General features: G+C 63.8%; 13 protein-coding genes and 1 tRNA gene. 8 read left to right on the forward strand and 6 right to left on the reverse strand.

Annotated features, from left to right (window positions below):
- Positions 1 to 2 precede the first annotated feature (2 nt).
- Both ASG57_RS31950 and ASG57_RS31955 read left to right on the forward strand, forming a co-directional pair.
- Entirely contained in the window at positions 3 to 581 is a 579-nt protein-coding gene (locus tag ASG57_RS31950) for a MerR family transcriptional regulator (protein WP_024341165.1), read from the forward strand.
- Between the two features lie 112 nt (positions 582 to 693).
- Positions 694 to 771, forward strand: a tRNA-Pro gene (locus ASG57_RS31955).
- Between the two features lie 651 nt (positions 772 to 1,422).
- On the opposite strand, the gene ASG57_RS31960 is transcribed toward ASG57_RS31955, so the two are convergent.
- Positions 1,423 to 1,662, reverse strand: coding sequence for a hypothetical protein (locus ASG57_RS31960; protein ID WP_024341166.1), 240 nt, complete (start codon positions 1,660 to 1,662; stop codon positions 1,423 to 1,425).
- 384 nt (positions 1,663 to 2,046) lie between these two features.
- Between ASG57_RS31960 and ASG57_RS31965 the strand changes: the two genes are divergently transcribed.
- Both ASG57_RS31965 and ASG57_RS31970 read left to right on the forward strand, forming a co-directional pair.
- Positions 2,047 to 3,018, forward strand: coding sequence for an SDR family NAD(P)-dependent oxidoreductase (locus tag ASG57_RS31965; protein WP_057198873.1), 972 nt, complete (start codon positions 2,047 to 2,049; stop codon positions 3,016 to 3,018).
- Positions 3,019 to 3,283: 265 nt separating this feature from the next.
- Positions 3,284 to 4,393 carry an alpha/beta hydrolase family protein gene (locus tag ASG57_RS31970; protein WP_024341168.1) on the forward strand — a complete coding sequence of 370 codons (1,110 nt, stop codon included), beginning with the start codon at positions 3,284 to 3,286 and terminating at the stop codon, positions 4,391 to 4,393.
- Positions 4,394 to 4,417: 24 nt separating this feature from the next.
- On the opposite strand, the gene ASG57_RS31975 is transcribed toward ASG57_RS31970, so the two are convergent.
- The gene (locus tag ASG57_RS31975; protein ID WP_024341169.1) at positions 4,418 to 4,924 is read right to left on the reverse strand and encodes a MarR family winged helix-turn-helix transcriptional regulator; all 507 of its coding nucleotides are present in this window, start codon (positions 4,922 to 4,924) and stop codon (positions 4,418 to 4,420) included.
- Between the two features lie 391 nt (positions 4,925 to 5,315).
- Here ASG57_RS31975 and ASG57_RS31980 point away from each other — a divergent pair, with 391 nt between their 5' ends.
- Positions 5,316 to 6,842 (forward strand): porin, encoded by a 1,527-nt coding sequence (locus ASG57_RS31980; protein ID WP_024341170.1) that lies wholly within the window; start codon positions 5,316 to 5,318, stop codon positions 6,840 to 6,842.
- 257 nt (positions 6,843 to 7,099) lie between these two features.
- Here the strand turns inward: ASG57_RS31980 and ASG57_RS31985 are convergent, their stop codons facing one another.
- The 3 genes from ASG57_RS31985 to ASG57_RS31995 all read right to left on the reverse strand — a co-directional run bounded on the left by ASG57_RS31985 (position 7,100) and on the right by ASG57_RS31995 (position 8,996).
- A complete protein-coding gene (locus ASG57_RS31985; protein ID WP_024341171.1) occupies positions 7,100 to 7,582 on the reverse strand; it encodes a GcrA family cell cycle regulator in 483 nt (160 codons plus the stop codon).
- Positions 7,583 to 7,656: 74 nt separating this feature from the next.
- Positions 7,657 to 7,854, reverse strand: a complete 198-nt coding sequence (locus tag ASG57_RS31990; protein WP_024341172.1) for a hypothetical protein — start codon at positions 7,852 to 7,854, stop codon at positions 7,657 to 7,659.
- A 200-nt stretch (positions 7,855 to 8,054) separates the two neighbouring features.
- Complete coding sequence (locus ASG57_RS31995; protein WP_057198874.1) at positions 8,055 to 8,996, reverse strand: acetamidase/formamidase family protein; 942 nt, start codon at positions 8,994 to 8,996, stop codon at positions 8,055 to 8,057.
- Between the two features lie 181 nt (positions 8,997 to 9,177).
- Between ASG57_RS31995 and ASG57_RS32000 the strand changes: the two genes are divergently transcribed.
- Genes ASG57_RS32000 through ASG57_RS32010 form a run of 3 tightly spaced genes read left to right on the forward strand, consistent with a single transcriptional unit; the run spans position 9,178 to position 11,972 of the window.
- Positions 9,178 to 9,945, forward strand: coding sequence for a YdcF family protein (locus tag ASG57_RS32000; protein WP_057198954.1), 768 nt, complete (start codon positions 9,178 to 9,180; stop codon positions 9,943 to 9,945).
- Positions 9,946 to 10,001: 56 nt separating this feature from the next.
- Positions 10,002 to 10,784 (forward strand): DUF169 domain-containing protein, encoded by a 783-nt coding sequence (locus ASG57_RS32005; protein ID WP_057198875.1) that lies wholly within the window; start codon positions 10,002 to 10,004, stop codon positions 10,782 to 10,784.
- Between the two features lie 9 nt (positions 10,785 to 10,793).
- Positions 10,794 to 11,972, forward strand: a complete 1,179-nt coding sequence (locus ASG57_RS32010) for a saccharopine dehydrogenase family protein (RefSeq protein ID WP_057198876.1) — start codon at positions 10,794 to 10,796, stop codon at positions 11,970 to 11,972.
- Here the strand turns inward: ASG57_RS32010 and ASG57_RS32015 are convergent.
- Positions 11,956 to 13,221, reverse strand: coding sequence for an O-antigen ligase family protein (locus ASG57_RS32015; protein ID WP_057198877.1), 1,266 nt, complete (start codon positions 13,219 to 13,221; stop codon positions 11,956 to 11,958). The genes ASG57_RS32010 and ASG57_RS32015 overlap by 17 nt on opposite strands.
- Between the last annotated feature and the right edge of the window lie 87 nt (positions 13,222 to 13,308).

The following is a 13,308-nucleotide window of genomic DNA, read 5'->3' on the forward strand; positions in this document are numbered from 1 at the left end:
CTTTGGACAAGGCGCCGGATGCGTTCCGAACCATCAGCGAGGTAGCGCAGGAACTCGACATTCCGCAGCATGTGCTGCGGTTCTGGGAGACCCGCTTCTCGCAGATCAAGCCGATGAAGCGCAGCGGCGGGCGCCGCTATTACCGTCCCGACGACGTCGACCTGCTCAAGGGCATCCGCCGGCTGCTCTACGGCGAGGGCTACACCATTCGCGGCGTGCAGCGGATCCTGAAGGAGCACGGCGTCAAATCGGTGCAGGGCCTCGCCGACAGCGCCGCCGCGGTCTCGTTCGGCGCCATCGAGGATGCCATTGGCGCGAGCCTGATGGAGCCCGACGACGAGGCGCCGATCAAGGGGATTACCGACACCGACGATGACGATTTCCAGGGGGACGAAGAAGAAGGCATCGACTTCCGCTTCTCGGAGATCGACGACGAGGAGATCCTCACCACCTTCCGCAAGGGCGGCGCCACCGCTGCGGCCGCCGGCCCCAGCGCGCTGGACCGGGAGCGGCTGGGCCGCGCGCTCGCCGATCTCGTCGCCTGCCGCGAGATGCTGGATCAGGCGCTGAAGGACGGGTAGGGCGCTTTTCGCCGGCTTTTGCGGGCAAGTTCCGGAAGCTTCGGGAAGGCAACACCAAAATGGCATCGCTCGCCTTGCGCAAAGCGGCGATCCTAGCTAATGGAACGGCATTCGGAGCGTGGCGCAGCCCGGTTAGCGCACTAGTCTGGGAGACTAGGGGTCGGAGGTTCAAATCCTCTCGCTCCGACCATTTTTCTCAAAGCATCTGTCGGGTGGATGGACGATCGGCGTGGGGCGTGCTCCCGCCCGAGCCGGATGCGTGCGCGATCAGCAGCGCCAGCGCTTCGGCGGTCAGCCACCAAACCGAAACAAACCCCATGCACCGTAGATATGTCATTCGTCGGATGATGTTTTCCGAATCGTCGCAACTGGTCGCGCAGAACGGGAGCATTGTCAGGGTGCGCCTCACCGAATGACGGTTGATCCCGACGCCTTCCCATCGCTGTCGGCTTAACGTCCGGGGCTGGCTGGTCATGTTGTCGTATCACGGCAATGTCCTGTCATACGGATCATGCAAGCTTGTCGACACGCAATTCGTGAGGTGCGTCGGCAGTCCGGCGTGCGCAATTTGAATTGTACGACACTCGCGGGCTCTGCATTGCCGGTTGGCGTGCCGGTCGAGCTGAATCTAATGTGTGACCAGCCGCACGATTACGCGGTGATGCCGTCGCCGGACGGACGGCGCGCGCGGGTGATTGCAAGCGGTAGCGGCATGGGAGAGATGCGTGAGCGTTGTCACGGAGCGCGTCGTCTCTTCACGACTGACGCTGTGTGGCTCGGAGGCGGCCTCCGGGGCGTTTCCTCTTCTCCGTCGTTGACGGATCGGTAGTTTTGCGGGCCGTCAGGCGTGGCCCTTGATCTCGTAGTGACCCGGCACGCATTTGTAGCGCTCGAGACGCCAGTTGGCGCGATAGATCGGATGCTCGCCCATCCATTTCGCGAGCGGGGCCTGTGCTCCGACCGCACACTGCATCATCGAAATCTCGGGCGTCATGTTGCTGTCGGTCACGATTTCCTCGACGCAACTGCCTGAACTGGCTGCACCGAGCCGGCAGAGTACGGCAACGACGGTCACGAACATTCTTGTCACCTCATCGGTTGTTTCTGACCACGACGAGGATGCAAGCGGAGTGCCAGAGCGCGTGACACGCAAATAAGCAAATAACACGCTGGCCTGGCCCACTCGCCCCGGCGTCCGGAGTCCATTTGACGATTCGGATCGTAAATATTTGCCAATAAACCGAAGCCGGAGAACTACGGAACGTGCCGCGGGCGTGGTTGCCTCGCATGCGCGGACCGCGTGGTGATTGCCAGAGCGGTCGATAATCCGCTGCCCGAAATAACAGGCGCCGAATGGTCTTCGATCCGCTTTTACCTGCGGATGCGGCGCTGCTACATTTGCGATGGCGCAACAGCGCGGGCAGCCCGAAAGAAACACACCGACAACGGGAGGGACCGAAGTCCCATGAAGGATTTTGCTGGAAAGATCGCGGTCATCACCGGCGGCGGCACGGGAATGGGGCGCGAGCTCGCGCGTCAGCTCGTGGCCGAAGGCTGCAACGTCGCGATGTGCGACGTCTCGGAGGCTGCGATGGCCGAGACCAAACGGCTCTGTGAGGCCGAGAAGCTGCCGCAGGGCCTGCGCGTCACGACGCATGTCGCCGATGTCGCGATAGAGGACCACCTGAAGCGTTTTCGCGACGAACTCGCCGAGCAGCAGCAGACGGACAGGGTTCATCTGCTGTTCAACAATGCCGGCATCGGTGGCGGCGGCAGCCTTTTCACCAATACGCGCGAGCAGTGGGAGCGAACCTTCAACATCTGCTGGGGCGGCGTCTATCTCGGCGTGCGCACCTTTCTGCCGATGCTGGTCGCCGCGGACGAGGCCCACATCGTCAACACCGCGAGCGTCAACGGCTTCTGGGCTTCGATCGGCATGAACCAGGCGCACACCGCCTATAGCTCGGCCAAGTTCGCGGTAAAGGGATTCACCGAAGCGCTGATCAACGACCTTCGCCTGCACGCGCCCCACGTCAAGTGCTCGGTGGTGATGCCCGGTCACATCGGCACCTCGATCGTCTCGAACTCGCGCAAGGTGCAGAGCGCCGACGGCTCGGAGCGGCTTAATGCCGACGAGGTGGCGTTGACTCGCAAACGCATGGTCGCGGCCGGCGTGCCGGATGCCGACAAGATGTCGGACGAGGACATCCAGGCGGTATTCGCCGAGCGCGCCCGCAGCTTCCTGGAGGATGCGCCGACGACGGCCGCGGAGGCCGCGAAGATCATTCTCGATGGGGTCAAGGCCGAGCGCTGGCGCATTCTCGTCGGCGAGGACGCCAAGCGCCTCGACGAGCGCGTGCGCGCCACGCCGGAGCAGGCCTACGACCGCGCCTTCTATGAAAGCTTTACTCAGGAGGTCGGCTGGCGGCTTGGTTGAGACCGCCTTCGGGCGAGCGCGAATATGGGTATGATGAGCGTCATGGCAAGAGATGCGACCGCAATTTTGCGTGCCACCTCCTGCCAATGTTCTTTCGCCGATGTTCGCCCACTCTATGACCCATCGGTATGTCACGCATGCGACATGCCGTGTTCAAGCGATGGTGATCTGAAACGCCGCTCATCGGGCGCACGGCCGCTTGGTCGGCTAACTGAAATGGTTTAGTCCATCAGGGTAGCGCGATGATAGAGCGTAGCTCCCGACGATGCCCGCATGCCTCTCCGACGACTGGACCTTCTGCCCGGAACGAGAGGACGTTTCCGCTGAGTTCACGCGGCTGCTCACGGCGGCCCAGGAGGGCGGCGCCACGATCGCAGAGTGCCTGATGATCGCCCGGCAGCTGAAGCGCGGCGACGACCGGTCCTGGCACCGCGAATGGAAGAAGCTGGCGCAAACCAACCGGCAGCGTGCCGAGACGGCGTTTGCGGAGGGCCATCTGGCGAGCGCGCAGCGCAACTGGCTGCGCGCGATGAACTACTATGGTGCCGCGGCGATGCCGCTCGACCCCGCGGATGAGCGCCGCTGGGTTGCTGTGCTGGCGATGCAGGAATGCGCTCGCCGTTATCTCGCCGCGCGCAGCCCGGCCGGCGAAGTGGTGACCATACCCTGGCTCGAGGGGCATTCGTTGCAGGGCTACTTCCTTCCTGCGCCCTCGGCAGACGGGTCGGCTCCGACCGTCATCTGCATCGGCGAGCCCGGCCACCGCAAGGAAGAGTTTCTGTTCAAGCTCGTGCCGCATGCCCGCGAGCGCGGCTTCTCGATGCTGGCGCTCGATCTCTTCGGCGACCAGCGCGACGACTATCTCGATGCGCTGTTGCAGCGCCGGGATCTCGAGAGCGCGATCCCCGGGGTCATGGACTATCTGGAGACGCGTGCTGACGTCGACTTCGCGCGCATCGGGATCATCGCCGATGGCTGGGGCTCATCCTTCGTGGCACGCGCGGTGTTGCAGGAGCCGCGGCTGGCCGCCGCCGTCTGCGACGGCGGCCTGTGGGACCTGCACGAGCGGGCCTTTTTTGCCAGTCGCTTCGCGGTGAGCGACGTCAGCATCGTCCCGGTGCCCCATGCGCCGCTGATGGCTTCCAGCGCCGACTGCCCGGTGCTGATCACGCTCGGCGAGGACGGTTGGTTGAAGGCTGATCGGGCGCGTCAGATCGTCCAGAGCGCCCGGCTCGGAAGTGCGGACGTCATGCTGAAGGTGTTCACTGCGGCCGAGACCGGCGCGGCGCAGGCCCATGCGGACAATCCGAGCCTGGCCAACGAATACATCTTCGACTGGCTCGAATCGCGGCTCGGCGCCGCCAGGCGCATCTAGCGGCCCGCGTCAGAAGCGCAGGGGTCAAAAGTCCAGGCTCAGGCGGACGCAGGCCTTTTCGAGACGGGTCTTCAGCGTCGCGAGCTTGGCCGTGAATTCGGTAAGCTCGGCCTCGTCGAATTCCTGGAAGACGAATTCCCGGATGGTCTTGTACTGCTCGTGGAGGCTCGCCAGGTGCTTCTGCGTCTTCTCTGTCAGGGACAGCCTGACCACCCTGGCGTCGGTCGGCGACGGGCGACGGCGCAGCAGGCCCTTCTTTTCGAGCAGCTTGGACTGGGTGGTCACGAAAGACGGGTCGACGTGGAGGAGCTTGGAGACGACGTTGACCGGGATGCCCTCGTCCTTGTCGAGGTCGGAGATGGCCATCAGGATTAGCCATTGCGGCCCGCTGATGCCGAGCGTTCGGGCCCAGAACTGACGCAGCTCCTCAAGATACATGTTGATCGAAGATATTTCCCAAGTGAAGCGCCTGATGATGTCCAGATTGCCGATGGTGCGCAGGCGCGCTCCTTCTTTTCTCGTCGCGGACACAGCGGCGCTCCCGTGATCTGGCTTCTTGCCGTCTTGAGACAATAGTTCACGCAACTCTGCCCTGATGCAAGTGCAGAGCCGACAAATTGTTACAAAACTGCCAAATATGATGCACTCAGGCGACGAGGTCAGGCTCGTTGTTGCCGCCGTACCACAGCCATCCGTAAATCAGAAACCTGATTTTATAAACTATTTTGATTAGCAAATGCGCGCATGCATAGTGCGCGCCGACGGTGGGGGATTCTCGACCGTTCCGTTGCAGGTGGATCGCTCAAGTCCCTCGCGTTCAAGCGGGTGTCGGAAGGCGCGAAGCGGCTGAGCGGGTTTTGAGAGGCGGGGTTTGGGGGGCTGACGGCCCGCCTCGCCGTGAATGACAACTTGGAGGTTTGATATGAAATTGGTGAAGAGCCTTTTGCTCGGCTCAGCGGCGGGTCTGATCGCCGTGGGCGGAGCGCAGGCAGCCGATCTGCCCGTCAAGGCGAAGGCGGTCGAGTACGTCAAGATCTGCTCGCTGTACGGTGCCGGCTTCTACTACATCCCGGGCACCGACACCTGCGTCAAGCTGGGCGGTTACCTGCGCGCTGAAGTCGCGCTCAACTCCGGCGGCCACTACAACGGTCAGTTCAGCGGCGTGGCGGGCGCACACAACCGTCTGACCAACTACTACTCCATGCGGTCTCGCGCGGACCTCAACATCGACACGCGCACCGCGACCGAGTACGGCGTCGTCCGTACTTATTTCGATGCGGTGTTCACCTGGACCTCGGGCAGCTACAGCGGTACCGGCACTGGATTGACCGGCGGCTCGACCGCCTATGATTCGGCTCCGTCCGGAACGAGCGGTTCGGGCTCCGTCGCCGGCGGCGCACTCGGCGTCTACTACGCCTTCATCCAGTTCGCAGGCTTTACGATGGGTAAGGCGGTGTCGCAGTTCGATGCGCCGTGGACGAACTATCCGGGCAACAACTTCGACCAGCTGGTCGGCGGCGGTGGCACCGTTACCGGCGTGAACCAGTTCACTTACACTGCGGACTTTGGCCAGGGCATCACGGCCTCGATTTCGGCACAGGATCAGACCGCCTACTACCAGACCAACATCTGGAACACTTCGGGAGCGACGGCTGCCGGAATCCTCGGTGGCGCGTACGGTCTCAATGACATCGGCGGTTCGCGTTCACCTGATATCGTCGGTATGGTGCGCGTCGATCAGGCTTGGGGTCTGTTCCAGGCTTCGGTGGCGGCCCACAACAACCACGCCGGATATTATGGCGGCAACGAAACGACCGGCGGGCCGTCCGACAAATGGGGGTGGGCCGCTGCACTGGCTCTGTCGATCAAGAACATCCCGACCGGCGCAGGTGACGTGGTCAACATCCAGGGCGTCTACACCGAGGGTGCCAGCCGCTACAACTTCCAGAGCCTTGCGGCGACCAGCTACTCGATGTTCAGCGGCAGCGGCAACGGCGCTTACCAGAGCGTCGGTTTCGCTGGCGTTTCAGATGCAGTCTTCGGAGCCGGCACCGGCCTTGAACTCACGAAGACGTACGGTATGCGCGGCGCATTCACGCACAACTGGAATCCGTACTGGAACACGGCGCTTTACGGTGCGTACGGTGCCGTCCGTTACGGCAGCACCGCCAAGGGGCTGATCTGTGGCAGTGCAGGCATGGCGGCTTTGGCTCTGACCGGTACCTGCAATCCGGACTTTGACATTGCCCAGGTTGGCGTGATCACCCGCTGGACTCCGGTCAAGAACCTGACTTTCTCGGGCGACTTCAACTGGAGCCGGATCGACCAGAAGTACTCGGGCACGGTCGCCTACGGCGGGAACGCAGCCACTGCCAAGCCGGCGGCTGTCTACGAGCTGAAGGATCAGGACAGCTTCACGCTGCTGCTCCGCGCTCAGCGCAACTGGTAAGAGCCTAAGATGCGACCAGGCCCCGGCGGAAAACCGCCGGGGCTTTTCGCGAAGCGCGGGCGCTGGGGAAACGTTGGCCTGTGCAGACGACGAAGACGAGCCATGCGCTTTGATCGTCTTCGAATTATTTACTTACCTGAGTTACTAAGCTATATAGCTCTCAGCCAAATACGAAAGTTGCGGCTCTTAGCTTCACGCTAAGCCTCCAAAACCTCCGGTGATGCCCCGCCGGAGGTTTTTTCGTTTGGTGTGGTGCTTCAGCCGCGCATCATCATGCGGGCGCGCGCATGCGGCCGGTAGGCGAGGCGGCTATGACCCGCGCAGTAGGGCTGGCCGTCGGGAGCGCTGTTGCCGCAGAAGCAGAAATCGTCTTCGCCCGGCGTCGAGATCGGCCATCGGCAGCGGTTCTCGGACAACTCCAGCAGCGAGCAGCGATTGGCCTCGTCGATCGGACCTGCAACCGCGGCTGCGTCGGTCTCGCCATAGATCGTCGCGAGCATCTCATATTGCAGCCGCGGGACCGCCCGCGGTGCACGCTGCGGCCCGAAGCCTCTGTCCTGGACCTTGCGGTCGTCGGCCGTCCGGCCGCGTGTCAGATTCAGCCGGGACAGCTTCCCGATTACGGCGTTGCGGCTGACCCCGATGTCGGCGGCGATCTCGCGGCAGGAGAGGCCGGCCTCGAAGTGCCGTTTCAGAAGCTCGATTCGTTCGTCGGTCCAGGTCGGTGAGAGAGCAGGCATGTGTAACGGTCCCAGGTTGGAGATATCGGCCATCCGCCTGATTGAGATCCGTCCGCCTCACGTCCGGCGCGCGCTTACGTCCTGCCATTGTCGCGGATCGACAAAAGCCCGTCCTTGATGGCGAGACGGATGCCTTCCTCGATCAATGTCCGTGCGACGCCGGGAACGCTGGTGCCGTGGGTGCCCTGTCTCACCAGCTTCTCCAGGTAGGCGATGGTCGAGAGCGCCAAGGTCACGGGAATGCGGTCAGTCTCGGCTTTTTCGGTGGCCATGGCCCGAACGCTAGCCTCTTACTCGGGTACATAAAAGTAACGATTAAGACTCTATTTAGGTTCGGGGGTGGAAGTCAAATCCAGGCCGGGTTGGTTCATTAGCGCATTGGAATCGCACGAAAAATCGGGCACGACGCAACGCGTCGCGCGGGGCGGCAGGCGCGGGTCGGTGTCGGCAGGTCAGGGAAGGGCCAGGCGGCTCAGCCGTGCACGATCGCCTTTTCGATCATGCAGTGGATACCCTTGGCGCCGTTGACGGTCTGGGTCACCCTGAGATCGGCGGCCAGGCTGCACAGCATGTAGGCATCCTCGCGCGACAGATTCCGCCTCTCGCCGAGCAGCGCGATCATGTCACGCAGCGCGCGCACCACGCACTGGTCGAGATCGGGATCCATCGCCATGGTCATGTAGTGCGTCGCTGTCTCGGCGCGGGGATAGTCGAGCTTCAGGTCCTTGCGGAGCGTCAGGCGGAAGCGGCCCTGCAGCGCGGTCTCGATCGCAGTAACGCAGACTTCGCCGTCGCCCTGCACGCCATGACCGTCGCCGCAGGAAAACATCGCGCCTGGCACAAAGACCGGCAGGTACAGCGTCGCACCCGCACCCAGCTCCTTGTTGTCGAGATTGCCGCCCATCGCACGCGGGATCAGCGAGGAGATGCGGCCCCAGGCTGGCGGCGGCGAAACGCCCATTACGCCGAAGAACGGCTTGAGCGGCAGGTCCAGCCCCCACGGCATGCGGCCGACCATCCGCGTCCGGTCGAGCGGGATGTTGAGGATGCGCGTCTCGTGGAAATCGTCGGGCAGGGTGCCGGCCAGCGGCTTGATCATGTTCCAGCCCCAGTCCTGCCGGATCTGGACCTCGAGGATCTCGACCGCGAGCACGTCGCCGGGCTCGGCACCCTCGACCGCGATCGGGCCGGTGAGGATGTGACCGGGCAGCATCCGCTCGTTCTTCGCATGAACCTCGTGCATCTCGGGTGGAATGTGAAACTTGCTCTGGTCGGGCAGCATGTCCGGACCGCCGCTGATGGTGTCGACCGTCACCTCGTCGCCGCTCTTGACGGTGAGGACGGGCCTGAGCGCAGCTTCGAAGAAGCCCCAATGGCAGGTTTCGGGGCTCGAATGCAGGTGATGATGGGTCATTTGCCGCGTCCGGTTGGTTTCATCGGCCGCGGGCTTGACCCGGCGATCGATCCTCTTTCAAGAAGATTTCTGAAGATGGCAGGGCCGGTCAAGCCCGCACCGGCAGGCCGTGTGAATTAGGCCAGGTGATTTGAGCGAGGCTCCACTGTTTTTCGTCCTTTCCAAGACCTTGGGCACCGCGCTGCTACCGATCAACCTGCTGGTCGAGCTTGGCATCCTGTCCGTCGTGCTGATGGCGACGCGCTTTGCCACGCTCGGCCGCCGGCTTGCCGTGACCACGCTGGTGCTGTTGGCGCTCGCTGCGTTCTCGCCGCTCGGCAATCTCCTGATCTACCCGCTGGAGTCACGCTTTCCGTCGTGGGACCCGTCGCGAGGCGCGCCCGACGGCATCATCGTGCTCGGCGGCTCGGTCGACACCGACCTCTCGGCGGCGCACCGCACGCCGGTCGTCGCGCACGCGGCCGATCGCCTGTTTGCGCCGGCCGAGCTCGCCCGCCGCTATCCCAACGCACGAATCGTCTTCACCGGGGGCACAGCGAACCTGGTTTCGACCGAGGCGAGGGAGGCCGACTATTCCGCGCCCATCCTTGAGAATCTCGGCATCGCGAAGGAACGCCTGATCCTCGAGCGCGACTCCCGCAACACCTGGGAGAATGCGATCTTCACCAGGAAACTGGTATCGCCAATGCCGGGCGAGCGCTGGCTTCTGGTGACGTCGGCCTTCCACATGCCGCGCTCGATGGGGATCTTCCGCAAGGCCGGCTTTGACGTCGAGGCGTATCCGGTGGACTGGCGGATGGGGGGACGCGACGACCTGCTCTCGTTCACAAACATGGGCACGGACGGTCTTCGTCGAACCGATGTCGCCGTCCGCGAGTGGATCGGCCTCGTGGCTTACCGTTTGATGGGAAGGACCGGCGAGTTGCTTCCGGGACCGGGCAAGGACTAGAACGAAGCCGTCAAGACAAGAACACACGGCGCGCGGTCGCCGGCCGGGAGGAAGCCATGCAACAGCAGAGCGCAGACAGCATCGATCTTGCCGGCCTCGTCGCCGATCTCAACAGCCTGCTGCGGCTGAAGACGAACGTGATCGGGATGAAGCTGTTTGCAACGGTCGCAGAGATGGAGGCGATCCCGAAGATCCGCCGCCCGAGCGCAATTCACACCACCGACCAGATCGTGAGCATGGCCGCGCGCCTGGGATGGACCGTCGGCATCACCGCAGACGATCTCGTCGGCGCACAGTGCCGCGCAGTCATTGGCCTTGCGCCGCAGGACGAGAAGTGGCTCGCCGGCGAAAATTATGTCGGGGTCTGGCACGGCACGGCCGAGGACGCGCGCAGGCGCCAGGAGGCACTGGATGTGGTTCCGTTCGGGCAATATCAGGCGCTCGCCGTCAGTCCGCTGGCGGGCGGCCGGCTGGATCCGCCGGACATCTGTCTCGTCTACGCGACGCCCGGGCAGATGATCATCCTGATCAACGGGCTGCAATATACCGGCTACAAGAAGTTCGAATGGGGCGTGGTGGGCGAGACCGCTTGCGCCGATTCCTGGGGGCGGGCGCTCAAGACCGGGGAGCCCAGCCTGTCCTTGCCATGCTATGCCGAACGGCGCTATGGCGGCGTGCCGGATGAGGAGATGCTGATGGCCTTGAAGCCGTCGCATCTCGCCAAGGCGATCGAAGGCATGAAGGCGCTGGCCAAGAACGGCCTGCGCTATCCGATCCCGCCCTATGGCATTCAAAGCGACGTCCGCGCCGGCATGGGCGTGAGTTACGCGAAGAAGTAAAGGCCGATTATGAGCTCTGCGAAATTCGACATCGTCGTCTATGGCGCGACCGGCTTCACCGGCCAGCTCGTCGCGGAATATCTGGCGACGCATTACAAGGACGACAAGGCGCTCAAATGGGCGATGGCGGGCCGCAGCCTCGACAAGCTGAAGTCGGTACGTGACGCCATCGGCGCGCCTGCCGATACGCCGCTGCTCGTGGCCGACGCATCTGACGCTACATCGCTCAAGGCAATGGTGGCGCAGACCAGGTCGGTGATCACGACGGTCGGGCCGTACCAATTCTACGGCGAGGATCTGCTCGCGGCCTGTGTCGCTGCGGGTGTGGATTATTTCGATCTCTGCGGCGAGCCGGTCTGGATGCGGCAGATGATCGACAAGTACGAGGCGGCGGCCAAGGCGAGCGGCGCGCGCATCGTATTCTCATGCGGCTACGATTCCGTGCCGTTCGAGCTCGGCACGTTCTTCGTGCAGGAGGAGGCCAAGCGCGTGTTCGGCGCGCCGGCCGCGCGCGTGAAGGGCCGCGTGCGGGACATGCGCGGCACGCTGTCCGGCGGCACCGCGGCGAGCGCGAAGGCGACCTTCGATGCGGTCGCCAAGGATCTCAGCCTCGTCGCCATCCTCAACGATCATTTCGCGCTGACGCCGGGATTCACCGGCCCGAAGCAGCCCAAGGGCAACAGGGCAGCTTACGAGGAGGATCTGCAATCCTGGGCCGCACCGTTCATGATGGCGTTGATCAACACCCGCAACGTCCACCGCTCCAACATGCTGATGGGCTTTCCCTACGGCAAGGACTTCGTCTACGACGAGATGGTCCTGACCGGTCCGGGCGAAAAAGGCGAGGCTAACGCCAAGCGCGTGATGGCGGCCAATGCCGAGAAGACCGGCCCGAATGCGCCCAAGCCCGGCGAGGGGCCGTCGAAGGAAGAGCGCGAGAACGGCCTGTTCGATCTGCTTTACCTCGCGATCGCGCCCGACGGCCGCCAGGTGCGCGCGGGCGTCACCGGCGACCGCGATCCCGGGTACGGCTCAACCTCCAAGATGATCTCCGAATGCGCGATCTGCCTCCTGCGTGACTCAACCGACGTTCCGGGCGGCTTCTGGACGCCGGGAGCGGCAATGCAGCACAAGCTGATCAAACGGCTGCAGGACCATGCAGGGCTGACGTTCAAGGTGGAGAAATAGGACAGGCGTCTTCGACGGCCCTGATCTTGTAGGCCTGCGCGGCGGCGATCATGCCCCACATCGCGCCCAGCATCATCCAGAAGTGCCGCCAGTGGTCCGTGTCGATCACGAAGTTTTCGCCGACCGTGCCGAGGAAGGCGGCAAACACCGCGAGATAGGCGCGCTGCCACGGCACACGGACGAAGATGTGCCTGAAGCCCATGATGACGGTGGTGAAGACCAGCGCGGGATAGCACACGCCGGAGAGCCAGCCGCCGGACATGAAGGCGTTGAGGTAGGAGTTGTGGGTGTCCTCGGGGAAGAAGCGGTGGAATTGCAGCGGGCCGATGCCGAACGGCAGGTCGAGCGCCATCTCCGCCCCCAGGATGTGCCGGCCGAACCGGCCGAAGCGGCCCTCATCGTAGCTCTGGTCGAAGCTCGCGCGCTGCTTGAACATTTCGGCGGTGGCGTCGAACGACAGCAGCACCGCAATCAACGCCAGCCCCAGCACGGCCGCGACGATCGCCATGATGATGATGCGCGAGCGCTGCGCATTGGTGCGGCTGGTCAGCACCATCAATGCCAGCATGAAGCCGGAGGTCAGCACCAAGCCGCCCCAGGCGGCGCGGGAGAAGGCGAGCAGGATCGCAAGCGACATGATGCCGAAGGCGATGACGTTGCGGAACGCCTTGCCGAACTTGTCTGAGACCACGCTCTGGAGCGCAAACAGCGCCGGCAGGATCAGGAAGGCGCCGAGCACGTTCGGGTCCTTGAACGTGCCACGCGCGCGTCCGTAGAGCGTGAGGAGATCATTGCCGCCGGGGATCAGGTGGAAGTAGCCCGCGATCGCCAACAGCGAGGCGACCAAAGCGCCGACCACGAGGCCGCGGCGGAGCATGTCCAGCCGCGCCGTCGTGTCTTCCGAGATGACCATCGCGAAGAACAGCACGGTCACCGCCATGTACCACGAGGTCGCGATCCAGGTCACCACCGCGGGCTTATCGAATAGCGGGATCGCGCTGATCGTGTAGCCGACATTGAGTAGAACCAGCATCAGCACCAGCGGCATCAGAACGAGCTTCAGCCGCAGGCCGGTGGCGAAGAAGACGACCGCCGCCAGCAGCGTTGCGATCTCGTAGGGACTCGGCTCGATGAAAACGATCGCGCCGGAGGCGCCCACCAGCCACACCATCGCGCGCTGGAGAGCCAGCACGCCGGGCGCAGCGCGGACTGCTGTATTCATCTCGCCGGCTGTCGCCGCATACGCCATCACACGCCCATACGCCTACGCAAAACTGGTACACCACAAGCACTGCTGTCGTCGCCGGCCTGACCGGGCGATTCCAGTACTCCGCGG

Source organism: Bradyrhizobium sp. Leaf396, from assembly GCF_001424605.1.
Taxonomy (GTDB): domain Bacteria; phylum Pseudomonadota; class Alphaproteobacteria; order Rhizobiales; family Xanthobacteraceae; genus Bradyrhizobium; species Bradyrhizobium japonicum_C.

Coding starts and splice junctions, on each gene's coding strand:
- ASG57_RS31960 (WP_024341166.1), bottom strand. CDS start 1,662: ATGTTCGTGACCGTCGTTGCCGTACTCTGCCGGCTCGGTGCAGCCAGT.
- ASG57_RS31965 (WP_057198873.1), top strand. CDS start 2,047: ATGAAGGATTTTGCTGGAAAGATCGCGGTCATCACCGGCGGCGGCACG.
- ASG57_RS31970 (WP_024341168.1), top strand. CDS start 3,284: ATGCCCGCATGCCTCTCCGACGACTGGACCTTCTGCCCGGAACGAGAG.
- ASG57_RS31980 (WP_024341170.1), top strand. CDS start 5,316: ATGAAATTGGTGAAGAGCCTTTTGCTCGGCTCAGCGGCGGGTCTGATC.
- ASG57_RS31985 (WP_024341171.1), bottom strand. CDS start 7,582: ATGCCTGCTCTCTCACCGACCTGGACCGACGAACGAATCGAGCTTCTG.
- ASG57_RS31990 (WP_024341172.1), bottom strand. CDS start 7,854: ATGGCCACCGAAAAAGCCGAGACTGACCGCATTCCCGTGACCTTGGCG.
- ASG57_RS31995 (WP_057198874.1), bottom strand. CDS start 8,996: ATGACCCATCATCACCTGCATTCGAGCCCCGAAACCTGCCATTGGGGC.
- ASG57_RS32005 (WP_057198875.1), top strand. CDS start 10,002: ATGCAACAGCAGAGCGCAGACAGCATCGATCTTGCCGGCCTCGTCGCC.
- ASG57_RS32010 (WP_057198876.1), top strand. CDS start 10,794: ATGAGCTCTGCGAAATTCGACATCGTCGTCTATGGCGCGACCGGCTTC.
- ASG57_RS32015 (WP_057198877.1), bottom strand. CDS start 13,221: ATGGCGTATGCGGCGACAGCCGGCGAGATGAATACAGCAGTCCGCGCT.